This window comes from Massilia sp. BAP21 (genome assembly GCF_057801335.1).
In genome coordinates this window covers 4,030,803-4,057,373 of record NZ_CM173596.1, presented here as the reverse complement: position 1 = coordinate 4,057,373, position 26,571 = coordinate 4,030,803, and the positions used below count along the sequence as shown (strand labels likewise).

The 26,571-nt window shown below is 66.2% G+C and carries 28 protein-coding genes; 16 read left to right on the top strand and 12 right to left on the bottom strand.

All coding sequences use genetic code 11. The features are described from left to right. Positions 1 to 136: 136 nt before the first annotated feature. The 4 genes from ACWYRN_RS18075 to ACWYRN_RS18060 all read left to right on the top strand — a co-directional run bounded on the left by ACWYRN_RS18075 (position 137) and on the right by ACWYRN_RS18060 (position 3,536). Complete coding sequence (locus ACWYRN_RS18075; protein WP_488688933.1) at positions 137 to 544, top strand: glutaredoxin family protein; 408 nt, start codon at positions 137 to 139, stop codon at positions 542 to 544. A gap of 386 nt (positions 545 to 930) precedes the next feature. Continuing rightward, complete coding sequence (locus ACWYRN_RS18070) at positions 931 to 1,614, top strand: c-type cytochrome (protein ID WP_488688932.1); 684 nt, start codon at positions 931 to 933, stop codon at positions 1,612 to 1,614. Continuing rightward, positions 1,611 to 2,888 (top strand): c-type cytochrome, encoded by a 1,278-nt coding sequence (locus ACWYRN_RS18065; RefSeq protein WP_488688931.1) that lies wholly within the window; start codon positions 1,611 to 1,613, stop codon positions 2,886 to 2,888. Before ACWYRN_RS18070 ends, ACWYRN_RS18065 begins: the two co-directional genes overlap by 4 nt. A gap of 147 nt (positions 2,889 to 3,035) precedes the next feature. Next, the gene (locus tag ACWYRN_RS18060) at positions 3,036 to 3,536 is read left to right on the top strand and encodes a hypothetical protein (protein WP_488688930.1); all 501 of its coding nucleotides are present in this window, start codon (positions 3,036 to 3,038) and stop codon (positions 3,534 to 3,536) included. Positions 3,537 to 3,539: 3 nt separating this feature from the next. Here the strand turns inward: ACWYRN_RS18060 and ACWYRN_RS18055 are convergent, their stop codons facing one another. The 4 genes from ACWYRN_RS18055 to ACWYRN_RS18040 all read right to left on the bottom strand — a co-directional run bounded on the left by ACWYRN_RS18055 (position 3,540) and on the right by ACWYRN_RS18040 (position 8,651). Continuing rightward, the gene (locus ACWYRN_RS18055) at positions 3,540 to 4,661 is read right to left on the bottom strand and encodes a type IV pilus twitching motility protein PilT (RefSeq protein WP_488692839.1); all 1,122 of its coding nucleotides are present in this window, start codon (positions 4,659 to 4,661) and stop codon (positions 3,540 to 3,542) included. A 98-nt stretch (positions 4,662 to 4,759) separates the two neighbouring features. After that, positions 4,760 to 5,233 carry a DMT family transporter gene (locus ACWYRN_RS18050; protein WP_229434827.1) on the bottom strand — a complete coding sequence of 158 codons (474 nt, stop codon included), beginning with the start codon at positions 5,231 to 5,233 and terminating at the stop codon, positions 4,760 to 4,762. A 202-nt stretch (positions 5,234 to 5,435) separates the two neighbouring features. Beyond that, entirely contained in the window at positions 5,436 to 5,954 is a 519-nt protein-coding gene (locus ACWYRN_RS18045; RefSeq protein WP_488688929.1) for a hypothetical protein, read from the bottom strand. Positions 5,955 to 5,960: 6 nt separating this feature from the next. Further along, on the bottom strand, positions 5,961 to 8,651 hold the full coding sequence (locus tag ACWYRN_RS18040; protein ID WP_488688928.1) for an N-acetylmuramoyl-L-alanine amidase: 2,691 nt from the start codon (positions 8,649 to 8,651) through the stop codon (positions 5,961 to 5,963). A gap of 232 nt (positions 8,652 to 8,883) precedes the next feature. Between ACWYRN_RS18040 and ACWYRN_RS18035 the strand changes: the two genes are divergently transcribed. Both ACWYRN_RS18035 and ACWYRN_RS18030 read left to right on the top strand, forming a co-directional pair. After that, positions 8,884 to 9,663 (top strand): head GIN domain-containing protein, encoded by a 780-nt coding sequence (locus ACWYRN_RS18035; RefSeq protein WP_488688927.1) that lies wholly within the window; start codon positions 8,884 to 8,886, stop codon positions 9,661 to 9,663. 439 nt (positions 9,664 to 10,102) lie between these two features. Beyond that, entirely contained in the window at positions 10,103 to 11,083 is a 981-nt protein-coding gene (locus tag ACWYRN_RS18030; protein WP_488688451.1) for an IS110 family RNA-guided transposase, read from the top strand. 73 nt (positions 11,084 to 11,156) lie between these two features. Here the strand turns inward: ACWYRN_RS18030 and ACWYRN_RS18025 are convergent, their stop codons facing one another. From ACWYRN_RS18025 to purU, 3 genes are read right to left on the bottom strand one after another with little or no spacing between them, the layout of a single operon-like run. Further along, a complete protein-coding gene (locus ACWYRN_RS18025; RefSeq protein ID WP_488688926.1) occupies positions 11,157 to 11,633 on the bottom strand; it encodes a copper chaperone PCu(A)C in 477 nt (158 codons plus the stop codon). Between the two features lie 38 nt (positions 11,634 to 11,671). Continuing rightward, positions 11,672 to 12,214 carry a YaeQ family protein gene (locus tag ACWYRN_RS18020; protein WP_488688925.1) on the bottom strand — a complete coding sequence of 181 codons (543 nt, stop codon included), beginning with the start codon at positions 12,212 to 12,214 and terminating at the stop codon, positions 11,672 to 11,674. 16 nt (positions 12,215 to 12,230) lie between these two features. Then, entirely contained in the window at positions 12,231 to 13,100 is an 870-nt protein-coding gene (purU, locus tag ACWYRN_RS18015) for a formyltetrahydrofolate deformylase (RefSeq protein WP_488688924.1), read from the bottom strand. Between the two features lie 158 nt (positions 13,101 to 13,258). On the opposite strand from purU, the gene ACWYRN_RS18010 reads away from it, so the two are divergent. The 4 genes from ACWYRN_RS18010 to ACWYRN_RS17995 all read left to right on the top strand — a co-directional run bounded on the left by ACWYRN_RS18010 (position 13,259) and on the right by ACWYRN_RS17995 (position 15,879). Beyond that, positions 13,259 to 14,284: an NADP-dependent oxidoreductase gene (locus ACWYRN_RS18010; protein ID WP_488688923.1), complete on the top strand. Its 1,026-nt coding sequence runs from the start codon at positions 13,259 to 13,261 to the stop codon at positions 14,282 to 14,284. A 131-nt stretch (positions 14,285 to 14,415) separates the two neighbouring features. Then, a complete protein-coding gene (locus ACWYRN_RS18005) occupies positions 14,416 to 14,832 on the top strand; it encodes a phasin family protein (protein WP_488688922.1) in 417 nt (138 codons plus the stop codon). A 33-nt stretch (positions 14,833 to 14,865) separates the two neighbouring features. Then, entirely contained in the window at positions 14,866 to 15,417 is a 552-nt protein-coding gene (locus ACWYRN_RS18000; RefSeq protein ID WP_488688921.1) for a hemerythrin domain-containing protein, read from the top strand. 99 nt (positions 15,418 to 15,516) lie between these two features. Beyond that, a complete protein-coding gene (locus tag ACWYRN_RS17995) occupies positions 15,517 to 15,879 on the top strand; it encodes a KGG domain-containing protein (protein WP_229434808.1) in 363 nt (120 codons plus the stop codon). A gap of 132 nt (positions 15,880 to 16,011) precedes the next feature. On the opposite strand, the gene ACWYRN_RS17990 is transcribed toward ACWYRN_RS17995, so the two are convergent. Continuing rightward, positions 16,012 to 16,341 carry a four-helix bundle copper-binding protein gene (locus tag ACWYRN_RS17990; protein ID WP_488692837.1) on the bottom strand — a complete coding sequence of 110 codons (330 nt, stop codon included), beginning with the start codon at positions 16,339 to 16,341 and terminating at the stop codon, positions 16,012 to 16,014. A 130-nt stretch (positions 16,342 to 16,471) separates the two neighbouring features. Between ACWYRN_RS17990 and ACWYRN_RS17985 the strand changes: the two genes are divergently transcribed. Next, positions 16,472 to 16,990 carry a YgjP-like metallopeptidase domain-containing protein gene (locus ACWYRN_RS17985; protein ID WP_488688920.1) on the top strand — a complete coding sequence of 173 codons (519 nt, stop codon included), beginning with the start codon at positions 16,472 to 16,474 and terminating at the stop codon, positions 16,988 to 16,990. 18 nt (positions 16,991 to 17,008) lie between these two features. Here ACWYRN_RS17985 and ACWYRN_RS17980 read toward each other — a convergent pair whose 3' ends face one another. Both ACWYRN_RS17980 and ACWYRN_RS17975 read right to left on the bottom strand, forming a co-directional pair. Then, positions 17,009 to 17,761, bottom strand: coding sequence for a DUF4386 domain-containing protein (locus ACWYRN_RS17980; protein ID WP_488688919.1), 753 nt, complete (start codon positions 17,759 to 17,761; stop codon positions 17,009 to 17,011). Between the two features lie 132 nt (positions 17,762 to 17,893). After that, the gene (locus ACWYRN_RS17975) at positions 17,894 to 18,649 is read right to left on the bottom strand and encodes an SDR family NAD(P)-dependent oxidoreductase (RefSeq protein ID WP_488688918.1); all 756 of its coding nucleotides are present in this window, start codon (positions 18,647 to 18,649) and stop codon (positions 17,894 to 17,896) included. Positions 18,650 to 18,753: 104 nt separating this feature from the next. On the opposite strand from ACWYRN_RS17975, the gene ACWYRN_RS17970 reads away from it, so the two are divergent. Next, a complete protein-coding gene (locus ACWYRN_RS17970; RefSeq protein ID WP_488688917.1) occupies positions 18,754 to 19,659 on the top strand; it encodes a LysR family transcriptional regulator in 906 nt (301 codons plus the stop codon). 28 nt (positions 19,660 to 19,687) lie between these two features. Here ACWYRN_RS17970 and ACWYRN_RS17965 read toward each other — a convergent pair whose 3' ends face one another. After that, positions 19,688 to 21,070 carry an aminotransferase-like domain-containing protein gene (locus ACWYRN_RS17965; RefSeq protein ID WP_488692836.1) on the bottom strand — a complete coding sequence of 461 codons (1,383 nt, stop codon included), beginning with the start codon at positions 21,068 to 21,070 and terminating at the stop codon, positions 19,688 to 19,690. Positions 21,071 to 21,220: 150 nt separating this feature from the next. On the opposite strand from ACWYRN_RS17965, the gene ACWYRN_RS17960 reads away from it, so the two are divergent. From ACWYRN_RS17960 to ACWYRN_RS17945, 4 genes are all read left to right on the top strand, one after another. After that, a complete protein-coding gene (locus ACWYRN_RS17960) occupies positions 21,221 to 21,457 on the top strand; it encodes a hypothetical protein (RefSeq protein ID WP_488688916.1) in 237 nt (78 codons plus the stop codon). Positions 21,458 to 21,924: 467 nt separating this feature from the next. Then, on the top strand, positions 21,925 to 22,413 hold the full coding sequence (locus ACWYRN_RS17955; RefSeq protein WP_488688915.1) for an Hcp family type VI secretion system effector: 489 nt from the start codon (positions 21,925 to 21,927) through the stop codon (positions 22,411 to 22,413). A 9-nt stretch (positions 22,414 to 22,422) separates the two neighbouring features. Then, positions 22,423 to 22,848: a hypothetical protein gene (locus tag ACWYRN_RS17950; protein ID WP_488688914.1), complete on the top strand. Its 426-nt coding sequence runs from the start codon at positions 22,423 to 22,425 to the stop codon at positions 22,846 to 22,848. Continuing rightward, the gene (locus ACWYRN_RS17945) at positions 22,845 to 23,390 is read left to right on the top strand and encodes a hypothetical protein (protein ID WP_488688913.1); all 546 of its coding nucleotides are present in this window, start codon (positions 22,845 to 22,847) and stop codon (positions 23,388 to 23,390) included. The genes ACWYRN_RS17950 and ACWYRN_RS17945 overlap by 4 nt, the downstream gene beginning before the upstream one ends. Before the next feature lie 34 nt (positions 23,391 to 23,424). Here the strand turns inward: ACWYRN_RS17945 and ACWYRN_RS17940 are convergent, their stop codons facing one another. After that, positions 23,425 to 26,568, bottom strand: a complete 3,144-nt coding sequence (locus ACWYRN_RS17940; protein ID WP_488688912.1) for an efflux RND transporter permease subunit — start codon at positions 26,566 to 26,568, stop codon at positions 23,425 to 23,427. Positions 26,569 to 26,571: the final 3 nt, after the last annotated feature.

Here is a 26,571-nt window from a genome sequence, read left to right as displayed (position 1 = left end):
ATTCTTGACTGCTTCGGTTTAGCAATCGGCGCGGTAATATTCCCGTGGCAACAACGCCTGAGCACGCAATGGCGCTGCGCAAATGCTTACGCCAGCACGTCGATAACAAGTGATCACGTCACCACGGGAGAGCGCATTGAAAAACCTGAAGACCATCTTTTCCTACCTCCTCATCATTGCCGCCGGCATCGCCATCGGCACCATTGCGCCGCGCGTGCCGCAATGGCTGAAGGGTGACTACACCGAAGGCAACTACGCCGCCTACTTCCCGAACCCGGGCACCACGGTCGTGATGTACGGCACCTCCACCTGCCCCTACTGCGCCAAGGCGCGCGCGTACCTGAACGAACGCGGCATCGCCTATGCCGACTACGACGTGCAGAAGTCGCCGGCCGCCAGGGAAGCCTTCGGCAAGCTCGACGGCAAGGGCGTGCCGCTGATCCTGATCGGCAACCGCCGCATCGACGGCTTCAACGCCCCCGTCTACGACGAGGCGCTGAAGAACGCCGGCATCGCGCCGCGCACGGTGGCGCAGTCGCAATAAGGTGCCAATCCGGCGCACTGTAACAAGCTCTACCAGCCCTGTACCGACGACCCGCCCCCCCCTGCTACGCGCAACTGCTCGCCTGCGTGGCACGCTGAAAGACTGCATTCCTTTATTTTTTTCTCAATATTGATACCGCGCAAACAGACGGCGCGGTATCATTCTGTCATCCGTCTGCCCAACCGGTGGAATGAAATGCAGCGCACATTTCCTTTACGAATGCCGGGCAGAATACGCGCTCTGCCTGGCAAGCTGACAGGCCCGTTTCGACGCGACACCGGCCGGCGCGCAGCCGGCCCCGCAACGACAGGAAAACCGATTTGACGATCAGCCGGCCCCGCCCTCCCCTCTTTCGCGCAGCCCTGGCGCAAAGCCTGGCGGCCGCCGTGTTGGTCTTCTTGTCGGCGGGCGCCGCCGCCCAGCCGCAGGCACCGCGCACCATCCCCGACACCCTCGAGCAGCGCATTGCCGCCTGCATTGCCTGCCACGCGCCGAAGGACACGGCCGGCACCCGCGCCGGCGGCGTGTATTTCCCGCGCATCGCCGGCAAGCCGGCCGGCTACCTGGTCAACCAGCTGGTGAATTTCCGCGAAGGGCGGCGCCAGTATCCGCTGATGACCTGGATGGTGAACCACCTGTCCGACCCTTACCTGCACGAGATCGCCGACTACTTCGCGCACCAGCACCCGCCCGTGCCGGCCCCTCCCCCTGCCCGCGAACCGGCCGCCGTGCTGGCGCGCGGCGAGCAACTGGTGCGGCGCGGCGACCCGGCGCTGAAGGTGCCGGCCTGCGTGGCCTGCCACGGCGCGCGCCTGGGCGGCGTCGCGCCCGGCATCCCCGGCCTGCTGAATTTGCCGCGCGATTACGTGAACGCCCAGCTCGGCGCCTGGCGCAACGGCGTACGCCGCGCGCATGCGCCCGATTGCATGGCGACGATCGCCGCGCGCCTGAGTCCGGGCGACGTGGCCGCCATCTCGGCCTGGCTGGCCGGCCAACCGACGCCGCCCGACCTGCGTCCGCTCGACCGCCCCGGGCAGCCGCTCCCGATCGCCTGCGGCAGCGCGCCATGAGCCGGCGCCTGCGCTTCATCTCCGGCGCCGTGCTGGCCGCATTGGCCGCGCTGGCCACACTCGTCGCCCTCGCCTGGCCGCGCGAGCAATTCGTGCCGGCCGCCTCGCCCGAGGCCTGGGCGCCCACCTCGGCCAACATCGCGCGCGGCGCCTATCTCGCCCGCGCCGGCGACTGCATGGCCTGTCACACCGCGCGCGGCGGTGCCCCCTATGCCGGCGGACGCGCCATGGACACGCCCTTCGGCACCCTGTACACGCCGAACATCACCCCCGACCGCGCCACCGGCATCGGCAAGTGGAGCGCCGACGATTTCTGGAACGCCCTCCACAACGGCAAATCGCGCGACGGCCACCTGCTGTATCCGGCCTTCCCCTACACCAGCTACACCAAGGTTTCGCGCGCCGATTCCGACGCCCTGTTCGCCTGGCTGCGCAGTTTGCCGCCGCGCCAGGCGCAGAACCGCGCGCACGCCCTGCGCTTCCCCTACGACAGCCAACTCGCCCTGGCCGGCTGGCGCCTGCTCTACTTCAAGCCGGGCATGTTCGAGGCGGATGCGAAACGCGATGCGCAGTGGAACCGCGGCGCCTACCTGGTCGAGGGCCTCGGCCATTGCAGCGCCTGCCACAGTACGCGTAACCGCTTCGGCGCCGCGGACGATGCGTTGGGAGGCGGCCTGATTCCGACGATCGGCTGGTATGCGCCTTCGCTGACGTCCGACAGCGAAGCGGGCTTGGGCAGGTGGAAGGAAGAGCACATCGTGCAATTGCTGCGTACCGGCGTGGCGCCGGGGGCCAGCGTCACCGGGCCGATGGCCGAGGTGGTCGCGCAGAGCCTGCAGCACATGAGCGAAGCCGACGTGCGGGCAATGGCGGTGTACCTGAAATCGCTGCCGGGCGGGCCGGCGCCAGCACGCGCGCCGGCACCGCGCGCGCCGCAACAGGTGCTGGAAGAAGGCAGCCGCCTGTACCGCCAGCATTGCGCCGCCTGCCACGGCGAGCGCGGCGAAGGCCTCGGGCCCTACCCTGCGCTGGCCGGCAACCGGGCGCTGAGCCTGGAGGAGCCGGTGAACGCGATCCGCGTGGTGCTGAACGGCGGCTTTGCACCGGCCACGGCGGGCAATCCGCGTCCTTACGGCATGCCGCCCTTCAGCCACGTGCTGGACGACGCGCAGGTGGCCACGCTGGTGACCTACCTGCGCGCCAGCTGGGGCAATGCGGCGGCGCCGGTGTCGAGCGCGCAGGTGAACCGGTATCGGGCGGTGCCGCTCGATTAGCCACTCCGGTCCCGTGTCACGAGATTCTGTTTGAAACCGAACAGAGGCGTCGGCAACCGCGAGGTAAGCTAGGCACCCCGGCAATGCAGGACGGCGGTATCGACCCGCCGCGCCGCGCAATGCCCTCACCTTTTCGGCGGAGTAGTCATGGAACGATACAAAGCGGCAGTGGTAGGCGGCCTGATTGCAGGCGTGGTAACGACAGCGGTCATGGTGGCCGGCCGCAAGAGCGGCGTGCTGCACAAGACGCTGGACCGCGACGCGGTCGACTGGATCGACGACCTGACCGGTTCGCGTGCGATGATCGGCGACACCGGCACCAGCGTGGTCGAATTCGCGAATCACCTCGGCGCTTCGGCGGCCTTTGCGGCGGCCCTGCCCAAGCTGCGCGAACTGCTGCCCTCGCTGTCGCCGGTGGCCCTGGGCACGCTGTACGGCACCGCCCTGTACGCGGTGAACATCGGCTGCATCGCGCCTGTGCTCGGGATTACCGAAGGCGAAGTAAAGGCCGGCCCGCGTAAGGCGACCGAGCGTTGGGCCGTGCACGTGATCCAGGCCGTGATCTCCGCCCTGCTGGCCGAACGCCTGGCCTCCGGCACCGCTACCCGTACCGACGCCGACTTCGACTTCGACCTGGGCTTGAAGTAGGACTCAGACCAGCTCGGCGAACCCGACGCGGTCGGTGGTGGCGTTGCGTGCATCCTCGACGCTGACCTTGTGCCCGGCCAGCAGGCGTTCGAGCGAGGCGTTCATCGTGTGCGAGCCAGGATCGCGGCCGCTGTTCATGTGGGCGCGCAGGGCGCCCAGGTCGCCCGCCTCGATCAGGCGCGCCACCGCCGGCGTATTGCCCAGGCATTCGGTGGCCAGGTGGTAGCGGTTGGCGTCGAGCGAAGGCAGCAGGGCCTGGCACAGCACGCCGCGCAGCGCATGCGCCAGCGCCTGGGCTTGTGATTCGGCGTTGCCGAGCAGGCGCAGCATCTTTTGCAGGCCCATCTCGGTCGAGCGTGCGTGTAGCGAAGCCAGCACCAGCGGGCCGGATTCGGCCAGGGCCAGGGCTTCCTGCGCGGTCTGGGCGTCGCGGATTTCGCCGATCACGATCACGTCCGGGCGCTCGCGCAGGGCGTCGAGTGCGCCCAAATAATAGCTTTCGACGTCGCCATCCTTGCCCACCTCGCGCTGGGTGATGATGCATTTGCGCTGGGGGATCAGGGTTTCGACCGGGTCTTCGATAGTGATGATGTGGCCCGAGCGGCGCTTGTTGATCTCGTCGATCATCGAGGCAATCGTGGTCGACTTGCCCTGGCAGGTGTCGCCGACGATCAGGACCAGGCCGCCCGTGAGCTGCGCGAATTCCTGGGCGTCGCGCGGCAGGCCCAGCTCGGCCAAGGGCAGCGGTTCCTTCGGGAAGCGGCGGATCACGCAGCCCCAGCGCTTCTTGCCCTGGAAACTGAAGCAGTTGGCGCGGATGCGCGCCGTGTGCAGGTCGATCGAGCGATCGAAAGCGCGGTCGGCGATGCGCTCGGCCCAGTTCGGCTCGATGACGTCAAAGAATTCTTCCAGTTCCTCGCGCGTGATCGGCGAATCCGTGACCGCCACCAGCCCCTTTGGCTGGCGCAGCATGAGCGGGCTGTTCTGGTGAATGATGATGTCCGAAAACACCAGGCGCGAATTCAGCAGGTGCAGGATCTGCTCGACCAGCGTGCCGAAGACCGGGTGGTCTTCGTTCTCGATATAGGTCAGCGTCGGGATTTGCGAGGACTGGTGATGTTCCATCTGGCGTGGCTCTTTGGTCAATCGAAGTGTCGTTCAGACAAGTTCGACCATTATAAAACCATGCTCCGCAGAAAATACATCTACTGACTAGAAATTCTTTAGCGTTCCAACGCGGCCACGATCCGGTCGCCGAACAGGGTCAGGGCCACGCCGGCCACCACCACCAGCGCGCCGGCCAGGCGGATGCCCGAGACCTTGCGCACCGCCATGTTGACCAGGCCAAAGTTATCGATTGCCATCGACATCATCAGTTGGCCGGCGATCACCAGCACCACCAGGTTCAGCAAGCCGATGCGTGGCGCCAGGAACACGGTGCCGAACACAAACGCTGCACCGAGCAGGCCGCCGCTCATCTTCCACAGCGGCTGGTGCACCAGGGCGCCCAGGGCCTCGCCAACGCCGCCACGGGCAAAGGCGGCAATGCCGAGCACCACGGTGCCGACCGTGAACGAGATCCAGGCCGCCACCACCGAGTTGGCATGCAGCGCACTGGCCAGCTGGCTGTTGACGGCTGCCTGCACCGAAATAAAGAGCCCGACACAAAAAGCCAGGAGAAACAGGACCGCATTCATCTTCCACTTCCTTTCCGGCCGGGCCGGAGTCAAAAGGGCGAGATTGTAGTGGATGTCGCGGTGCTGCGTGCAATTCGGGCAAGCGTGTGCGCAGTACGAATTCAGCGTGGCGCCGGTGCAGGCGCAGTGGCAGGCTGAACGCCCGGCCCATCCGATGCCGGCTTGAGAGCCTCCACGATTGCCTGGACGAGTTCCGGCGTGATCAGTTCGGACGAGCTGAACTTGCCTTTTTCGTTGTCCCACTCGCCCGCAAAGTGCACGCCGATAACCCGGCCGCTGACCAGCTCGACCAGCGGCCCGCAGCCCGCGGCCAGCTCACCCTGGCCCAGGACTGCCCTCCCAGTTCGGTGGCCGAGCCGCTCACCTCGTTGGGCTGGGCCAGCGACTTGCGCAGGCCGGAGAGCAGCTGGCCGATGTTTACGTTCTGGTAGGTCAGCGCCAGGTCGGCGAACGTGTCCTCGGCCACGGTGGCCTGCTCGTCGGGGGCGATGTTGTAGGTCGTGTCGGAGGTGCCGCCGATCCCGCGCTGGTTGTATTCCTGCAGCTGGTGGAAGATGACCTGCCCGCGCTCCTCGCCGAGGTCGGCCGAAACAACATCGTCCGCGGCAACCTCGAAGGCGCCGATGTACAGGCGCTTGTCGGTCCAGATGCGCAGCAGTTCGCCGGCCGCGGCCAGGGCCACGGCCGCGAGCAGGGCCGAGTAGAGGAGCTTGACGAGCATGGCGGTTCAGCCGAGCACACGGCGCAGGGCCGCGTCGATGTGTTCGCCAAGCGCGGGCCCGGTGTGCGCTTCCGGTGCCGCGCCGGCAGTGCGCGCGGACAGGCGCAGCAACAGCGGGCGGTGTTCGCCGAAGCGCTTCAGGTAGTCGACCTGGCTTTTCTCCCGGGCGACGATGAACACGTCCTGCGGCCCGTACAGGCGCGAGACGTTCGGCGACAGGAAGGCGGGGCCGACCGACGAGCCCGGACTCTTCAGGTAGCCGATGGCACCACCCGCCTCGTCCTGCGCCGCGGCCGGCGTGTAGCCGGTGCCGGCCAGGATGGCGAAGCCGGCGTTGGCGCTGGCGGCGTCGAAGCCGCCGCCCAGTACCCAGTCCTGGCTGGCCCCATGGCGCACGATCATCTCGCCGGCCGCCCGCGCCAGGATGTGCGCGGCCAGGCTGCGCCGGACGGCATCGCCCTCCCCCGGGTCGACCGGGACCAGGTTGAAGGCGAGGCTGCCGCGTCCGCGCACCTGGAGCAGCGCCGGCTGGCGCGAAAAGATCGGCCCTGGCGCGGGTCCCGGCACATACGCCGCCTGGCCCGGCGTGGCGAAGTCTTCGCCGCGCAGGGCGAACAGTTGCGCGATGCCGGGCGGCCAGGCGAGCGGCGCGCTCTCCACCGTTTCCGGATTCCACAGCACGGCGACCGTCTGCCCGGCTGCCGGCGCGCCGGGCGGCAGGGACAGGCAGCGCAGCGCCAGCCCGAACTTGCGCTCGATGGCCTCGACCAGCGCCGCGGCAGTGGCCGGCGCGGCGCCGCCCAGCACCCAGAGGTCGAGGCCGAGGTCGACCAGCATGGCCGCCGTCTCGCCGGCCTGGGCCGCATCGCCGGCGGCGAACGAGGTGAACGGGGCGAGGTTCCAGAAACCGACGTCGATGTCCTGCTCGCTTGCCTGGTACAGCCCGGCTACTCGCGTGGCGCTGTCCTGGCCGGCATCGGCCTGGCGTCCGGCCGCGCCGAAGAAGCCGGCCAGCGTGTCGGAACCGTAGATTTCGCCGAGGACCAGGTCGATCATGGCGGTGGCGTCGTGGGCGCGGCGCGCCTCGAGGTCGAGCGCGATGGCGGCCAGCTTGATGCCTTCGTTGACGGCATCCGGCACCAGCCCATCGGGCGTGCGCAATTGTTCGCGGTTCTCGCGCGAGGCATGGTGCAGGGCGATGATGCGGCCGCTGCGGTCGAACACCAGGGCGCCCGACGAGCCGCGCTCGGTGTCGCTCGTATAGTGGATGAGCGGGCCTTCGGGCGGCGCCGCGACCACGTCGGCGTCGTCGAGCGACACCTGCTTGGGCTTCCAGTTCGGATGGTGGATGATGAAGGCCTTTTCGCCCTCCGCGATCACGAACGCGGCGCGCTCCATGCGCAGGGGCGCGACGCCCGCCGCCTGCGCCGCATCGATCCAGACGAAGGTGTAGTCGAGCCCTCCCACGGTGGGGCTGGTCACGAACAGCTGCTCGGGTTGCAGGCGAAAGCTGCGTCCCGGCGCCGGCGACGTCTTGCGCCCGTTCGCCAGGTCCTGCACGCTGACCTCGAAGTCGAAGGCCACCTCGGCCGCGGCCGCGACCTGCGGCGAATTCAGGACATGGTGGTTGGTCAGCAGGATGTTCGGCGCCACCAGCGAACCGGTACCGCTCCAGGCCTCGGCGTGCTCGCCCTCGTAGTTCACGCCGCCGGTGCGGATGATGCCGACCGCGCGGCGGTGCCGCGCCAGCAGTTCGAGAAAGGCCGCATCGAGCGATTCGTCGCGGCCGACCGCGGCTTCCACGTGCACGTCGCCCGCCGTGCCGGGCAGCAGGCGGTTCGTGCGCCAGCCGCGCAGCATCGGATCGAGCTTGATGCCGGCCGCAGCGTCCGCGGCCGGCGCGCGCGGATCGCCGATGAACGTGACGCCGGCCGACAGCTCGCCGCGCCGCGCCGCCGGACCTGGCGCCGGCCGGTCCTGCACGGCTGGCTGCGCCATCCCGTTCCCGCCCCGGTCCTGGCCATCCTGCCCATCGGGCAGGCGGCCCGCCTCGTAGCCATCCTCGGGGGCGGCGCGGCCCGGCGCAGCGGTGGATTCGACGCGCGGCGCAGGCCCGGCCATGCGGCCATCGGCCACCAGCCAGCCCTTGATCGCGCCGGCCAGGGCCGCGGCCACCTTGTCCTTGTAGGCGTCGAGCCGCAGGCGCGCTTCCTCGGCAGCGACATCCATGAAACTGACCTCGACCAGGCAGGCCGCAGTGTCTTTTGCATGGCTCTGCGGATGCAGCACGCCGAATCCGCGTGCCTTGACCTTGCGGTCGTCGAGGCCGGTGGCCTTGCGCACGGCGGTTTGCACCAGCAGGGCAAGCGCCTGCGAGTCGCTTGACGCCGCGCTGTGGTGCCAGGTCTCGGTGCCCTGCGCCTTGCCGTTGAAGCCGTTGAAATGGATGGAGACGAAGGCATCGGCGCCGGCCTTGCGGGCCAGTCCGGCACGCTCGCGCAGGCCGAGGTTGGTGTCGGCGTCGCGCGTCAGGCGCACGTCCACGCCTTCGCGCGCCAGCACGCTGCGCACGCGGCGCGCGAGGTCGAGGGTCAGGTCCTTTTCGAGCAGGCCGCCGGGGCCGACGGCATTGTTGGGGCTGGACCCGCCGACCTCGCTCTTCCCGCCATGCCCGGGATCGATCACCGCAATTGCCATGCCGTCCTCCGTTGTCCGCCTGTTCCCGATGGGTGCGCGCCGTGCACTGGCTGCGGTGCTGTGTTAGACAGCGCCGCAGGCTGGAGTTCATCCATTCCCGGCTGGCGCGGCGCCTGGCCATGCCTGTCCGGTGGCATCCTGGGCGCGCTTCCCTGCAGTTCGTCGCAAAGCAATCGCGCACGGGCCGGCCCTTCGCTACAGTCGCAGCATCGACAGCCATGAGGAGCACACCATGATCAAGCCCGCCGCACCTTCCTTCGCCCGCCGCGCCCTGCTCGGCGCCTGCATCGCCGCCTGCCTTGCCGGCCCCGGCCTGGCAACGGCCGGGTCCTGGTCCTGGGGCGGCGAACAGGTCCAAGGCAGCGGGCGCATCGTCAAACAGGACCGCCAGGTGGGCGGCTTCAGCGGCCTGTCGCTGGGCACGCCGGGACGGGTCGAGCTGCGCATCGGGAACAGCGAGAGCGTGACGGTCGAAGCCGACGACAACGTGCTGCCGCTGATCGAGACCGTGGTCGAGGACGGCGTGCTGAAGATCCGTCCGGCGCGCCGCAACCTCGCCCTGAAGGGCACCGCGATCCGCGTGGTGGTGCAGGCGCGCTCCATCGAGCGCCTGTCGCTGGGCGGCTCGGGCAGCATCCACGCCGACCCGCTGCGCACGCGCGGGCTCGACATCGACGTCGGCGGCTCGGGTTCGATCCGGCTGAACGGCGTCGACGCCGGGACGCTGTCGGTATCGCTGGCCGGCAGCGGCGACGTCGAGGCCGCGGGCGGGAACGTGGACAAGCTGTCGGTGTCAATCAAGGGTTCGGGCGACGTCGACCTGGGGCGCGTGCAGGCGGGCAGCGCCAGCGTGTCGGTGGCGGGATCGGGCGACGCGGTGGTAGCGGCGCGCAACCGGCTGGGCGTGTCGATCGCGGGGTCGGGCGATGTGAAGTATTACGGCGATCCGCAGGTGAGCAAGTCGGTTGCGGGGTCGGGGGAAGTCAGGCGGGCGGGTGCGTCGGCACGCTAAGAACGGACTGCGGCGGTGACCGGAGCCCGCCCGTCAACGTAGGGTGGGCACTCCGTGCCCACGCGGTTACGTGCTGATCCGGATTCGGCGACGGTGAATGTTCGCTCCGCGGCGCTGAGCCTGGACACAGAGCCAACGTGACGCTTTTGGATGTGCCGTCGACCCGCATACTTTGCGACGCAATCAAGCGCCAACATGGCGCACCGTTCCGCGTGGGCACGGGGGTGCCCACCCTTGTATCTTGACCGAGTTGGTGGTTAGCTACTGCCAGCAGAGGTGAAGACCAGCTTGGGCCCACCCTTAAGGCTCGACCTTGGAAGGTAGATCAAGCCCTTCACCTCGTTCCCACACCATGCCAAACACTGGACGGTAGCCAAGGGCAATGACCCTGTATGCACAAGGAGAGTGGGTGTGTTGATCGAGGACGCAAGGAGAATTTATGTTTTATCTAGGTGTAGACGTTGCCAAGAAAAACCTTGACTGCATGCTGCTCGATAGCGAGACCGGCAAGCTCAAGTCGAAGAGTAATATTCCAAATACAGCTGCTGGCTTTGTGGAGTTGCTTGACTGGCTGAACGAAAAGAAGGCGTCCAATCCACACGTGGTGATGGAGCCGACAGGGATGTATCACGAAGCCGCTGCATTGGCCCTGGCCGATGCTGGACTGGTCGTATCGCTGGTTAATCCAGCTCAGCTGCGCGCTTTCGCGCAAGGACTGGGGGTGAAGAACAAGACCGATAAGCAAGACAGTGCGGTGCTGGCTCGCTTCGGCATGGCCCAAAATCCTGCACCATGGCAGCCACCATCGCCGTCAGCACGTCACCTCAAAGCCCTGCTGGCGCGCCGTGATGCAGTCGCCGACGATCTACAGCGCGAACGCAATCGCAAGGAAGCAAACGACTTTAGCTCGGTACCAGAAGCTGTAAGCGCCTCTATTGCAGAATCAATCGCTTTTCTGCAGGCCGAACTGAAGCGGTTGGAAAAGATGATTGCCAAGCACATCAATGACGACCCGGACCTGCGCAACAAGAAAGAACTACTCGAAACGATACCTGGTGTCGGTCCTCGTGTTTCGACCCATATGACGACGTTATTTGCTGGTCGAACGTTTGAGAGCGCCGAGCAGCTGGCAGCCTATCTGGGGCTCGTGCCAGTTGTATGGGAGTCAGGATCTTCGGTACGTGGCCGGCCGCATATGTCGAAAGCCGGCCCTGCTTACTTACGCAAAGTGCTGTACATGCCTGCCGTCGTGGCAACACGCTGTAATCCGCATATTAAGGCGCTGAATGAGCGACTGCTCGCCAAAGGTAAAACCGCGATGGCCGCAATTGGAGCCGCTATGCGCAAGCTGGCACACTTGTGTTTTGGTGTCATCCACTCCGGCAAGCCCTACGACCCAAAATTTGCATGTAGGGCTTGACGGGTAAGACGGTATCTACGTTTAGGTCAACACAAGCACGTCAGCCAACGGTACGTATACCTTGGGGCACGACTCAATGCCCGTGATGCCCCTGCATCGCCGGCGCCACATACGTCAGCGGCTTGACCTGCGCCTGCACCGTCACGCTGGTCTGCTTCTTCGCGGCGTCCTGCACGGTGAGGGTTACCGGCACGGTCTCGCCTTCCTTCAGCTGGCGCTTCAGCTCGAAGAACATCAAATGGTAGCCGCCCGAGGCCAGATGCACCGGCTTGCCGGCCGGCAGGTCGATCCCCTCCACCGCGCGCATGCGCATGGTGTTGTTTTCCATCGCCATCTCGTGGATCTCGGCGCGGCCGGCAACCGGCGTGCTCACGCCCACCAGGCGCGCGTTCGTCGCCGACTGCAGGTGCATGAAGGCGCCGGCGCTTTTCGCGGCCGGCACGGTGGCGCGCACCCAGGGCTCGGTGACGCTCAGTTGCACGCTTGTTTGCGCCAGCGCGCTCGTTGCGAACAGGCCGGCGGCCAGGGAGGCAATCAGGTGTCGGTTCATGGGCAGCTTAACGAAAGGGATAATCGGGCGATTATAAATCAGGCGCCGGCCTTGAGCGTCTCGCGCTCGACCAGCACGGTGTCGACGCTGTCGGTCAGCCAGACCTGGCCGTCCTGGATCGTGCACTGCAATTGCATCGCGCGCTTGGCCAGCTTTTCCAGGCCGGCGCTGGCCTCGGCCGGGATGTTGATGACGGTGAGGTTGCGCGCACGGTCCACCTTGTTGGCGATGCCCTTCCACCAGATGCTGCTGGTGGCGCTGTAGCTGTACACGAACACGTGCTCGGCGCGGCCGCAGGCCTTCAAGAGGCGCTTGTCGTCGGGCTGGCCGATCTCGATCCAGGTGTCGATGGCGCCGGTCAGGTCCTTCTGCCACAGGTCCGGCTCGTCGGTGTCGAACAGGCCCTTGGTGAAGGTGAGCGATTCGCTCGCGTGCAGGGCAAAGGCCAGCACGCGGATCATCACGCGTTCGTCGGTTTCCGACGGGTGGCGGGCGATGGTCAGCCCGTGCTCCGCATAGTAGTTGCGGTCCATGTCCGCGATTTGCAGGTCTGCCTTGTAAATCGTTGCTTTCAGCGCCATTGATACTCTACTTAAATTATTTAAAGACGACGGTCCTGTCGCCATTCTGCAGAACCCGATGTTCCACGAACCATTTCACCGCCCGCGCCAGCACCACGCACTCGACGTCGCGGCCGATTGCCGTCAGCTCCTCGACCGTCATCGCGTGATCGACACGCTCGACGTCCTGCTCGATGATCGGGCCTTCGTCCAGGTCGCCGGTGACGAAGTGGGCGGTGGCGCCGATCAGCTTCACGCCGCGGCGGTGCGCCTGCGCATACGGGCGCGCGCCCTTGAAGCTCGGCAGGAAGGAGTGGTGAATATTGATCGCCCTGCCCTTCAGGGCCTCGCACAGCCCCGGCGACAGGATCTGCATGTAGCGCGCCAATACCACCAGGTCGATCTTGTGCATGTCGAGCAGCTCGATCACGCGTGCTTCCTGGGCCAGCTTGGCTTCTTCCGGTGCGCCGGTTGCCAGCGGCAAGTGGTGAAACGGGATATTGTAACTTGCCGCGAGCTGGTAGAAGTCCATGTGGTTCGAGACGATGGCCGAAATTTCCACCGGCAGCAGGCCGCTCTTGTAGCGGAACAGCAGATCGTTCAGGCAGTGGCCGATCTTCGAGACCATGATCAGCACGCGCGGCTTGGCATGCGCATCGTACAGCTGGCCGCGCATGCCGGTTTCCTCGCACAGGGCGACAAAGGCGCCGCGCAGGTCGGCGTCGCCCACGGACGGGTCCTCGGCGGCGAAGTGCATGCGCATGAAGAACAGGTGCGACTCGGGATCGCCGAATTGGGCCGAGTCGATGATGTTGCAGCCGTGCTCGGCAAGGAAGCCTGCGACGCGCAGCACGATGCCGCGCTGGTCGTTGCAGGACAGGGTCAGGATGTATTCCGGATGCGTCATGGTGGGCGGCTCGCAGTAGTGGGCAGATAAAGACAAAGGTCGTTCGATTGTCGCATGTGCTTGCAAAATTGGCCACGCGAGAAAACGCACGACCGTTTGTTTTTTCGGTATAGTGTTTCGAGCACGTCGGACAACTTAACCTGAACGGAGACAACAAGATGACCCACACCGCGAACGACCAATTCCTCCTCGCCGCCCGCCCGGTCGGCGTGCCAAAGGAGAGCGACTGGCTGCGCGCCACCCCGCCCCTGCCCGAGCTGCAGGACGGCGAAGTACGCATCAAGGTCCTGTACATTTCGCTCGACCCGGCCATGCGCGGCTGGATGAACGAAGGCAAATCCTACGTGCGCCCGGTGAACATCGGCGAAGTCATGCGCGCCGGCGGCATCGGCATCGTCGAGGAATCGAAGTCGGGCAAGTTCAGCGCCGGCGACACGGTGATGGGCGTGATGGGCGTGCAGCGCTACTGGAGCGGCCCGGCCGACGACAAGGGCGCGATGCTGGCGAAAGTCGACCCATCGATGGCGCCGCTGCCGACCTGGCTGAACGCGCTCGGCATGCCGGGCATGACCGCCTACTTCGGCCTGCTCGACGTCGGCCAGCCGAAGCCGGGCGAGACCGTGGTGGTATCGGGCGCGGCCGGCGCGGTCGGCATGACGGTGGGCCAGGTGGCGCGCCAGATGGGCTGCCGCGTGGTCGGCATTGCCGGCGGCGAGGACAAGTGCCGCTTCGTGGTCGAGGAACTCGGCTTCGACGCCTGCATCGACTACAAGGCCGGCCCCGTGCACGCCGGGCTGAAGGAACACTGCCCGCAGGGCGTGGACGTCTACTTCGACAACGTCGGCGGCGATATCCTGGACGCGGTGCTTACCCGCATCAACATGAAGGCGCGCATCGTGATCTGCGGCGCCATCTCGCAGTACAACGCCACCAGCGCCGTGAAGGGCCCGGCGAACTACCTGTCGCTGCTGGTCAACCGTGCGCGCATGGAAGGCATGCTGGTTACCGACTACGCCGCGCGCTACCCGGAAGGCGTGGCGACGATCGCGCGCTGGATGGGCGAAGGCAGCTTCAAGACCCGCGAGCACGTCGTCGAAGGCTTCGAGAACTTCCCGTCGGCCCTGCTGATGCTGTTCAAGGGCGAGAACCTCGGCAAGCTGGTGCTGAAAGTCGCCGACGCCTGACAGTCACCCTCACAGCGATCGCCGCACGCGCCTTGATCTATCCAGAGGGGCGTGCAATCTCCTTGAACTTGTGCGGCCTGGGAGCGTCTACTTCGACGCTCTTTCAACCCACCGCCCACTTCGAGGACAGCATGCCAACCTTCCCCACCGATCATCCTGCCCTGCAGGCCCAGCTCAACGCCCAGGTCGACTTCTTCACGCAGATGTCGCGCCACGCGGTCGATGCCGCCGGCCAGATCGGCGAACTCAACCTGCGCATGATGCGCCAGATGTTCGACGATTCGATCCGCTTCGGCCGCGCCCTGGCCGCCTGCAAAGACCCGTTCCAGATGGGCGCCGTCGCCATGCGCGAGACCCAGCCGACAGTCGAGCACCTGCGCGCCTGGCAGGGCGAACTCATGACCATGCTGGGCGCCGGCACCGCGACCCTGGCGCGCGACGCCAACAACAGCAGCTGGCAGGCCGCGCGCGGCGCCGGGAGCTTCATGGGGGCCGGTAGTGGCGGCGCCGCGCCCGACGGCAAGGCGGCGCACGCGCCGGTCCGCTGACGCCCCTTCCACTGCTACCGAACGGAGGCTCCCATGGCACCATCCGGCAAACGCCAGGACCGGCCGGCAGACGCGCTCGCGCTGCTGCGCCACGAACACGACAGGATCCGCCAGCTGTTCGCGCAATTCGCGGGCCTGCGCGGCATCGAGGACGAAGACGAGCGCAAGGCCGAACTGGTCGACGAGATCTGCTACGAACTGGCCCTGCACGCCATCGTCGAGGAAGAACTGTTCTACCCGCTCCTGCGCGCCGCCGCCGAGGACGACGAGATGATGGACGAGGCCGAGGTCGAGCACGCCGGCGTGCGCGAGCTGATCAGCCAGCTCGAAGTCATGTACCCCGGCGACGACCACTTCGAGGCCACCGTCGCGGTGCTGGCCGAGGAAGTCGAGCACCACGTGGCGATCGAAGAGAGCGACATGTTCGACACCGCGCGCAGCTCGGGCATCGACCTGGCCGCGCTGGGGCGCAGGATGCAGGCGCGCCGGCGCGAGCTCGACGAAGACCTGAACGAGGCGCCGGACGTCATCGACGCGATGGAACCGCACGCCGGCATGCGCCTGCCGCCGCGCGCGCCGGACTGAAGGAACTAACGGGACCGTGGTGTCTCTAACCGCACGAGCGCGGCAATGCGGCGCTTGCGATTGACTTCCATCCACGTGCAGGGCAACCAGGAGAGCGACATGGCGACGAGTAAGGAGAGCGGCAAGAGCGCGGGCAGCTCCGGCGGCAGCGCCCAGAAGAGCGGCAGCGGCAGCAGCAGTGGCAGCGGGCCGGCCAAGCGCGGCTTCGCGGCAATGGACCAGAACCAGCAGCGCGAAATCGCCAGCAAGGGTGGCCAGGCCGCCCACCAGAAGGGCACGGCGCACGAGTTCGATTCCGAAGAAGCGCGCCGGGCGGGGCAGAAAGGCGGTGAGGCAGTCAGCCGCAACCGTGCACACATGGCCGACATCGGCCGCAAGGGCGGCGAAAGCCGGCAGTCCGCCAACCGCGCCGCCAGCGCGGCCAAGGCGGCCGGCAACCGCCAGGGGAGTAAGGAGGAATAAGGCGGGCGGACCCTGTCTGCCCGCTTGACGTACCCGCGCGGTCTCGCCGCTTCGGCGGGCCGCGCGGCCGGTTTTTTCGTGCGGCCAGGCTCTTTGTGCGGTCAGGTCTATCCTGCAAGCGTTACGAAGGAATTACGCGGCCATCTTCTCGCACTCTTCCGCACAGCGTTTGCACGCCGCCGCGCACTGCTGGCAATGGTCCATCTTGTGCTTCGCACACTCCTCGCCGCAGTTCCGGCACACTTCGGCGCACAGGCGGCAGAAGGCAGCCGCATGCTCGCTGCCGCGCGCCATCAGGCTCGCCGCCAGCCGGCACACCTGGGCGCAATCCATGTCGGTGGCAATGCACCTGGCCATCATCTTGACGTCTTCTTCCTTCAGGCACGAGGCCGCGCAATGGTCGCAGGCATTCGCACAGGCGTTGCAGGCGTCGATACAGCTTTGAAAATCCAGTGTTTCCATCTTGTTCTCCTGATGCTGGTGATCGAACGAACAAGGATAAAAGCCGTCGGTGCGCGGCGGCGCACGCATGCTCCAGGCCAATGGGCCACGACCGGCACGCCGCGCCGGCCTGTGCTACATTCGCGTCCCTATGCAAGCACTCAAGTACCTCACCGCCTACCCCGACCACCTGCGCCAGCAGGCAGCCGGCCTGCTCGGCGAAAACCGCCTCGGCGCCCTGCTCCGCTCGCGCTACCCGCGCGCCCACGGCCTGCGCACCGACCGCGCGCTCTACGACTACGTGCAGGAGCTGAAGATTGAGTACCTGCGCAACGCCCAGCCGGTGTCGAAGGTGGCCTACGACAGCAAGATCCACGTGGTCCAGCATGCGCTCGGCCTGCACACGCAGATTTCGCGCGTCCAGGGCAGCAAGCTGAAGGCCAAGCACGAGATCCGCATCGCCAGCGTCTTCCGCGACGCGCCGCTGGAATTCCTGCGCATGATCGCCGTGCACGAACTGGCCCACCTGAAGGAGAAGGACCACGACAAGGCCTTCTATAAACTGTGCTGCTGGATGGAGCCGCAGTACCACCAGTTCGAGCTCGACTTGCGCCTCTACCTGACGCACATGGAGCACACCGGCGAACGGCTCTGGGCTAGCGAAGCCTGAACGGCGCCCGGAGCGCGCTCAGGCCGGGTTCAGGCGCCGCTCCCAGTCCGGCAAGCGGACGCCCTTGACCAGCAGGTAGAGGCAGAACACGCTTTCGCCGATGAAGCAGGGCAACAGGATGAAGGGAAACAGCTGGTCCTGCAGGGCCGGCGACAGGATCATGGCGAAGCTGTTCACCAGGTAGCAGGCGCCCGCCACCTGCATCAGCGTGCCTATCGTCTTCGGAAAGAAGCCGGAGCGGCGCACCAGGTAGCCGATGACCAGGCATTCGACGCCGAAGAAGATCAGCGCCAGCCCAAAGGCCTGGGCATGCGCCACCACCGACTGGTAGGCGATGAGGTGCAGGATGTGCGGGGCCACCGTCTCCAGGTAAGCCGCGCTCGATAGCGGCACCAGCACCGCGTGCAGGTGCAGCGCGCTGACGCTTTCGACCGCCAGCGAGGTCAGGGCAAAGAACACCGCCAGCCAGGTAAGCTGTTTGCTTACCGGGCGCAGCAGCACATACCACATGAAGGTCAGCCCCAATGCGCAGACCAGCAGCAGGTCTTGCGCCGCGATCCCGATGCGCCACAGCGACTCCGCATGCAGGATGTTGCGCGCGGTTGCCTCGGGATCGCCCGATGCCACCAGCGAGCCGCGGATCACCGATTCGCCGACCACGCCGACGACGATGATCACCAGGTAGAGCAGCCCGGCGATGCGGGCGCAGGCTTGCACCGTGAGCTTGCCGGGCAAGACAGGCGATGGCGGATGGGGCTGAGGACAGGTCATGGCGTTCCCGGAAGGACGGCGATGCGATCACGTGCAGGCCGTGCCGGCCCGCTCCCGCCGGCACACACTGCCCGGCCTGTTCATTATCCAGCAAACAACATGTTGACAGGAAATATATTCAGGCCCGGCGGATCAGAGCAGCATCCCGCCCGACACCTCGATACGCTGCCCGGTCATCCAGCCATTGCCCTCGGCTAGCAGGGCCGCGACGGCGGCGCCGATGTCGTCCGGCTGGCCGGCCCGCCCCAGCGCCGTCATGCCCGCCACCATGCGGTTCAGCTCGGGATTGTCGCGCACCGCGCCGCCGCCGAAGTCGGTTTCGATGGCGCCCGGCGCCAGCGTGTTCACCGTGATGCCGCGCCCGGCGAACTCGCGCGCCTGGTAGCGCGTCAGCACCTCGACCGCGCCCTTCGCTGCCGCATACACGCCATAGCCCGGCAGGCTGAAGCGCGTGAGGCCGCTCGACACGTTCATGATGCGTCCGCCGTCGTTCAGGAGCGGCAGCAGGAGCGGCGTCAGGAACACGATCGACTTCATGTGCATGGCGACGATACTGTCGAACTGGTCCTCGGTAACGTCCAGCAGCGGCGTGTGCAGCCCGGCGCCGGCGTTGTTCACGAGGATATCGAAACGCTCCGCGCCCCAATCGGCGAGGGTGGCGCGCACCTGGCCGGCAAAGGCGGCAAAGCCGGCGCTGTCGCCGGTGTCGAGTTGCAGCGCGCCGGCGCGGCGGCCCAGGGCCTCGATGCGCGCGGCGACTTCCTGCGCCGCGGCCGCGTTGCGCTGGTAAGTGAAGACGACGTCGACGCCGGCCTGCGCCAGGTGCAGCGCCATGCTGCGTCCAAGGCCACGGCTGCCGCCGGTGATGAGTGCGATACGTTGGGTCATGCTGGGCTCCTTCGTTGAGTGAGCAGCCAGTATATTTTTGCAGCACACATGGATAAACTGGCGAAATCTGCATTCATTCTGCGATCATTTTGCATAATCGAACGATGAACAAACTCGACCCCATCCGCATCTTCCTGAAGGTTGCCGAGCTGGAAAGCTTCAGCGGCGCCGCCCAGCAGCTCGGTTTACCGAACACGACCGTGTCGGCCAACGTGCGCGAGCTGGAAGAAGACATCGGCGTGCGCCTGCTGCAGCGGACCACGCGCCGCGTGAAGCTGACCCAGGAAGGCGCCGCCTTCTACGCGCGCAGCCGCGACCTGCTCGACGAGTTCGACGAGCTCGGCGCCATGTTCGACGGCGATGCCGATGGCTTGACCGGACGCCTGCGCGTCGACCTGACGGTCGGCATCGCCGCCAGAATCGTGCTGCCGCGCCTGAAGGAATTCATGGCGCGCCACCCGCGCCTGGAGATCAACCTCAGCACCACCGACCGCCGCGTCGACGTGGTGCGCGAAGGCTTCGATTGCGTGCTGCGCTCCGGTCCATTGGCCGATTCCAGCCTGGTCGCGCGCCCGCTGGGCAGCTACCGCATGGTCAACTGCGCCAGCCCGGCCTATCTCGAGGCATTCGGCACGCCGCGCACGCTGGCCGACCTGGCCGAGCACCGCATCGTTCATTACGACGCCCTGCTCGGCGGCAGCGCCCCGGTATGGGAATGGTTCGACGGCGAGCGTACCCGGCTGGCGCCGGTCGGCGGCATGCTCACCGTGAACGGCACCGCCTGCTTCGAGGCCGCCTGCCGCGCCGGCCTCGGCCTGATCCAGGCGCCGGACGTGGGCATCCGCGCCTACCTCGACAGCGGCGAACTGATCGAGGTATTGCCGGACTTCCGGCCCGAGCCGATGCCGGTCGCCTTTGTGTATCCCTCGCGCCGCTACGTGCCGGCGCGCACCCTCGCCTTCATGAAGTGGGTGCAGGAATTGCTGGCGCCTTACCTCGAGCCGCGCTAGCCGAACGCAGCTGGGTGTCGCCGCACAGTCACACCACGGCAGCGCTGAACGGCTCCGGCCGCCGCGCAAGCAGGTGCGACAGCCGTTGCAGGCTGGCCTGCAAGCGTGCGCGGTCCTGGATGCTCCCCAGCGAAATCCGGATGGCATTCACCGATACCTCCCCTGTCGCGAACGCCTCGGCCGGCGTGATGGCGATGCCCTCGCTGCCGGCCGCCTGCGCAAGCTGGGCGGAAGCCCAGTATCCCGGCAACGCGAGCCATACATGCAGGCCGTCGCCCGCGCCGTTGTAGCGCCCCGCCAGGATATCGCGCGCCATCCGGTGGCGCAGGCGCGCCTCGGTGCGTACGCCCTCCAGCAGGCGGCTGGCCGAACCGTCGAGTATCCACTGGGTGGCCAGTGCGGCCGTCAGCGGCGCCGCCATCAGCGCGAATGACCTGAGCGCGACCAGGAAACGTTCGCGCTCGAGCGGGTCGCGTACCAGCACGAAGGCAACCCGCAAGCCGGGCGTCAGGCATTTCGACAGGGTGGAAATGTAGACCACCTGGTCCGGCGCAAACGCGGCAATCGGCGGCGGCGGGGCCTCGGCCAGCAGCCAGTAGGGATCGTCCTCGACGATACGCACCTGGCAGCGCCTGGCGATACTGGCAAGCTCCCTGCGCCGGCGCTCCGGCATGGTGCTGGCAGTCGGGTTCTGCAAGGTCGGATTCAGGTAGACCAGGCGCGGCCGGTGCCGGCGGCAGGCTTCCTCGAACATTGCCGGCAGCATCCCGTGCCGGTCCGCTTCCACCGCAAGGATGCGCCGGCCGAACTGGACCGCGGTCGCGCGCAGGCCGGGATAACTCATCGGCTCGGCCAGGATCACGTTGCCCGGTTCCGTCAGCGCAAGGATCAGGGCCGCGATCGCCGCTTGCGCCCCCGGGCAGACCAGCACCTGCGCGGCATCGAGCTGTCCGAACATCGGCGCCAGCCAGGCGGCGCCGGCCTTGCGGTCGGAATCGCTTCCGCCGCCCAGGTGGTAGGTCATCAGCGATGCATTGTCTGCCCGCATCAGGACCTGGGACAGGCCCTGCTTCAGCATGTCGTCGAAGTCCACGCCATCCGGCGGCGGCGGGGTGTTCATGCTCAGGTCGAGGATCGCGTTCAGTTCGACTTTCGGCGCCGCGACATAGGTGCCGCGTGCGCCGCGGCCCTCCAGCAGGTTGCGGCGCCGTGCTTCGTCGTAGGCGCGCGTGACCGTCGTCAGGTCGACCTGCAGCTGGGCCGCCAGCTGGCGCTGCGGCGGCAGGCGGTCGCCCGGCCTCAAGGAGCCATCCGCCACCGCCGCCTGCAAGGCATCGGCAATCTGCAGGAAACGCGGCCCGGCGCGCGCAGCCAGGCGCGGCAGCCAGCCTGGCGGATTTTCATCTTGTATGGTTTTCAACTGGGACAATTTGTCTCGATGTATGGAGATTGCTTTTGCGTAGTATGTCCCGAAATAGGCAGCACCACCACCGTTCCACCCCAGCCACCGTGGTGCTGCGCACGATAGATAGCGTCAACATAGCCTGGAAATACACACATCATGGAATGGTTCCCGATACTCGCCTTTGCGTTCAAGTTCCTCGTGCTCGGCACGGGGATGTTCTTCGCCATCAAATGGCATTACGACCAGGGAAAGAAAGGCAGGCATACCGAGCGGCGCGCGGTGCTGCGCACGGCCGCCAGGATCACCGTCATCTTCGTGGTGCTGGTCCTGGTCCTGGTGTACGGCACCTGGCTCCTTGCCACGAAGCTGGGCATGGATTTGAATTTGCCATAAAGGCAGACAGCAGCCGAGCCGGCGGATATTTCAATGAGTACAGCGAGGACCAGGTCCAAGGAAGCGCTGATCAATTCGCTTCCTCGGCAAAAGTGATCGCAAAATGCGCGTAGGGCAAGCCAAACGAAGCGTTTTACGGTCGGTTCGACACGATAACTCGCCGTGCCGTGATAGTTTGGATCGCCCTCCGCCTCTTTAAATCCTCGGCCATTTCCCACTAAAAACCGCAGTCGAAACATCAAGCTTTTCGATTGTTAGCCGACCCCTCTCTTCCAGATCTATCTTTCATATCCGCGACTCCGGAACGCCTTCTACGCACGAACTCCAGAATTTTTTTATAGGAAATTCCAGGTTGTGGAAACGCCCTCTGTTGACTCCCCTCTCTTGAGTACTTGACCCCTCCCAACTTCGAAACGCCGTAAGCGAGCCAGAATCAGCCAGTTAACCAACTTACAATGGAGAACGGCATGATTGACGCATACCTGAAGATCGAAGGGATCAACGGGGAGTCGGAAGACGACCGCCACAAGAACTGGATCGAAGTAAGCAATGTTTTGTACGCGATTCACCAGCCGCGAGCCGAGACGGTTTCAACCGCTGGTGGCTTGACCAGTGGTAGAGCCGAGCTTCACCCGATCACCTTCCAGAAGCTGGCCGACATCGCCTCGCCTGTCCTGCTGCAAACCTGTGCGGCGGGGAAAACGATTGCAAAGGCCACCTTTGAATTCATGAGGGCCGACAGCGATGGCAAACCGATCCCGTACTTCAAGATCGAGCTGGAGAACTTGATGATTGCAAACATCTCCCCCGACAGCGGTAACGGCGGTGTCATTCAAGAGCGGGTCCAGTTGGCTTACGCGAAAATCAAGTGGAACTACACACGCCAGAGCATCCGGGGCGGTGCACAGGGTAGCACCATGGGCGGCTGGGATTGCAGCGCCAACAAGGTCTGCTAACAGGGGCCGATGATGTCTGTACCCTATGAAGGCGATGAAATGATTCTCTGCCCACTCGACTATACCGACTTCAAGCACACGTGTGCTGTCATTGTGTCGGGCGATGGCCCAAACTTCTGCGGCCATGCCTTGCTCCATGTTGGCGATTCATGGTACTTCCACGTAGCAGGACGTAATAGCTTGCCTAAATTCATGCATGAGAGCGGCTACCAGCGTTATCTGAAAGAGACTGGCAAGCACGAAATCCGACGCTGGATTGTCAAGCTGTCCAATCCTCGCGGCGCTCATGAAAAGCTCCATGACCTGATGGAGAAACAATGGCTGTGGTTAATCTTGCCGAACAACTGCGCTTCGTTTGTGGAGGAAGTTGTGCGGGCAGGCGGTAGCAAGGCAGGCATGTACTTCAACTGTCCTTCAGCAGAGCCTTTCGCATGAAAGCACTCATCTCGCTTGGTGTGGCCTTCTTTGTGACCGTGCTTAACCTGCTGATAGGGCACCAGCTGACCCCTGCCTTGAACTTGGACATGGCGACTGCCATTCTCTTCATGACATTCATTAGCACGGCAGTCATCACTTACCTTGTCCTGAAATACCGGCAAGGCCACACGGCGACAGTTCGACGAATTCCAATCGCACTTGGGGCCGGACTGGTCGAATTCACATTCCTGTACATGACCTGCATTGTTCCCAGTCCTCGGGAGCTTGAAAGGGATGCGGCCATCGATATCGGTGTTTCTGCATTGCTCGCGTCGGTAGTCACATTCTCTCTTCTCTTGTTGCCTGCCCCCCTCCCGGGCGAATGGCGTCGAGGGATCATATCGCTTAGCGTTGCTTTCTTTGCGACGGTGATCGTTGCGCTATCCGTCTTCGATAACGCAATGGCCTACAGAACATGGATGAGCATATCTGGCGGAGTGTTCATCGGTTCGGTGGCTGTCACATCGCTGTTGTTACGGCTATGGAGCCGAAACCGCTAGCACCGGCGCTCCCCCACCGGTGCACAGTTTCACATTACCTCAGGTTCACGCTCCGGCGCCTGCCCTTGACCCCATGCACCCAGGTGTACAAGGCCGGCAGGATCAGCAAGGTCAGGGCCGTCGACGACAGGATCCCGCCGATCACCACGGTCGCCAGCGGCCGCTGCACCTCGGCCCCGGTACTGGTCGCCAGCGCCATCGGCAGGAAGCCGAGCGAGGCCACCAGCGCCGTCATCAGGACCGCCCGCAAGCGCACCTCGGCCCCTTCGCGCATCGCCGGTTCCGGCGCATGCCCCTGCTCGCGCAGGCCGCGCACGAACGAGATCATCACCAGCCCGTTCAGCACCGCCACGCCCGACAGCGCGATGAAGCCCACCGCCGCCGAGATCGACAGCGGCAGCCCGCGCAGCCATAGCGCCAGCACGCCGCCGGTCATCGCGAACGGAATCCCGCTGAACACCAGCAGCCCATCCTTCACGCTGTTGAACATCAGGTACAGCAATGCGAACACCAGCGCCAGCGCCGCCGGGATCACCAGGCCCAGGCGCTTGCTGGCCGCCTGCAGGTTCTCGAACTGCCCGCCCAGGCTGAGCCAGGTCCCGGCAGGCAGCTTCACCTTCGCCAGCGCGGCATCGAGCTCGCCGACAAAGGAGCCGAGGTCGCGCCCGCGCACGTTGGCCGTCACCACGATGCGGCGCTTGCCGTTCTCGCGGCTGACCTGGTTCGCCTCCGGCACGAAGGCCAGCGTGCCGATCTCGGACAGCGGAATGCTGGCCGCGTGCCCGTTCACCGGCGGCAGCGCGATCGGCAGCTGGCGCAGGCTGTCGATGTCGTTGCGCGGCCCTTCAGGCAGGCGCACGGTGATGGCGAAGCGGCGGTCGCCCTCGAACACCATGCCGACATCGCGCCCGCCGACCAGGGTGCCGAACACGTCCTGCACGTCGGCCACGTTCAGGCCGTAGCGCGCGGCCTTGATGCGGTCCACCGTGAGGGTCAGCGCCGGCAGGCCTTCGGTCTGCTCGACCTTCACCTCGACCGCCCCGCGCACGCCGCCCAGCACGCGCGCCACCTGCCGCGCCGTGGCTTCCATCGCCTCGGTGTCGTCGCCGAACACCTTCACCGCCACGTCGCTGCGCACGCCGGAGATCAGCTCGTTGAAGCGCAGCTGGATCGGCTGCGAGAACTCGTAGCTGTTGCCGGGGATGCGGTTCGCCGCCTCGGTAATGGCTTCCACCAGCTGGGCATGCGTCTTGCGCGGCTGCGGCCACTGGGCGCGCGGGCGCAGCATGATGTAGCTGTCGGCCGCATTCGGCGGCATCGGGTCAGTCGCCACTTCCGAGGTGCCGATGCGCGCGAACACCCGCTCGATCTCGGGGAACTCCTTCAGCAGCGCGCTTTCCAGCCCCTGCTGCATCGCCACCGACTGCGACAGGCTGGTGCCGGGAATGCGCATCGTCAGCACGGCGAGGTCGCCTTCATCGAGGTTCGGCGCGAACTCGGTACCGAGGCGCGTGGCCAGCACGCCGCACAGCAGCACACTCAGCAAGGCGAAGCTCAGGGCCACCGGCCGGTTGCGCAACACCCAGTCGAGCATGCGCCGGTACAGGCCGCGCGCACGGTCCATGATGCGGTTCTCGTGCTCGGGCACGGCCTTGTTCACGAACAGGGCGACGGCCGCCGGCACGAAGGTCACCGACAGGATCATCGCCGCCGCCAGGGCCATGACCACGGTGATCGCCATCGGATGGAACATGCGCCCCTCGATGCCGGACAGCGCGAAGATCGGCAGGTAGACGGTCATGATGATCAGCTGCCCGAACAGCAGCGGCCGGCGCGCTTCAAGCGCGGCCGCCGCCACTTCGGCAAAGCGTTCCTCGCGCGTGAGCACCCTGCCCCGTGCCGCCTGCGCCAGCCCGAGCCGGCGGATGCAGTTCTCGACGATCACCACCGCGCCGTCGACGATGATGCCGAAGTCGAGCGCGCCCAGGCTCATCAGATTGGCGCTGACGCCGGCCTGCACCATCCCCGTGAACACCATCAGCATGGTCAGCGGGATCACCAGCGCCGTGATCAGGGCCGCGCGCAGATTGCCGAGGAAGAGGAAGAGGATCGCCACCACCAGCAGCGCGCCTTCGACCAGGTTGTCGCGCACAGTGGCGATCGCCTTGTTCACCAGCACCGAGCGGTCGTACACGGGCAAGGCCTGCACGCCGGCCGGCAGCGAGCGGTTCACCAGCGCCAGCTTGTTGCGCGCGGCTTCGGCCACGGCGCGGCTGTTCTCGCCGATCAGCATGAACACCGCGCCCAGCACGACTTCGCGCCCGTTCTCGGTGGCGGCGCCGGTGCGCAGCTCGCGTCCGTACTGGACCTCGGCCACGTCGTCGACGTGGATCGGCGCACCCTCGACCACGTCGAGCACGATGTTGCGGATCTCGTCGAGCGACTTGACCTGCCCCGGCGTGCGCACCACGAACTGCTCGCCGCCGCGCTCGATGTAGCCGGCGCCGGCACTCGCGTTGTTGCGGTCGATGGCGTTCACCAGCGTGGCCAGCGACAGGCCGTGCGCGGCCAGGCGCTCCATGTTCGGCGCCACCTGGTATTCCTTCAGGTAGCCGCCGATGGTGTTCACCTCGGTCACGCCGGGCACGCCGCGCAACTGGGGCGCGACGATCCAGTCCTGGATTTCGCGCAGGTCCTGCGGCGTGTAGGGCCTGCCATCGGGCTTGCGCGCGCCTTCCTTTGCTTCCACCGTCCAGTAGAAGATTTCGCCGAGGCCGGTGGCGGTCGGCCCCATGCCCGGCTCCAGGCCCGGGGGCAGCGCGGCCCTGGCCCCTTGCAGGCGCTCGTTCACCAGTTGGCGCGCAAAGTAGATGTCGGTGCCGTCCTCGAACACCACGGTCACCTGCGACAGGCCGTACTTCGACAGCGAACGGGTCTGCTCGAGGCCGGGCAGGCCGCTCATCACGGTCTCGATCGGGAAGGTGATGCGCTGCTCGACTTCGAGCGGCGAATAGCCGGGCGCGCCGGTGTTGATCTGGACCTGCACGTTGGTGATGTCCGGGACCGCGTCGATCGGCAGGCGGCCATAGTGGTACACGCCGAGGCCGGCCAGGCAGAGGGCGGCAAAGACCACCAGCCAGCGCCGCGCGATGGCAAATGCAATGAGTTGCTGGAACATGGC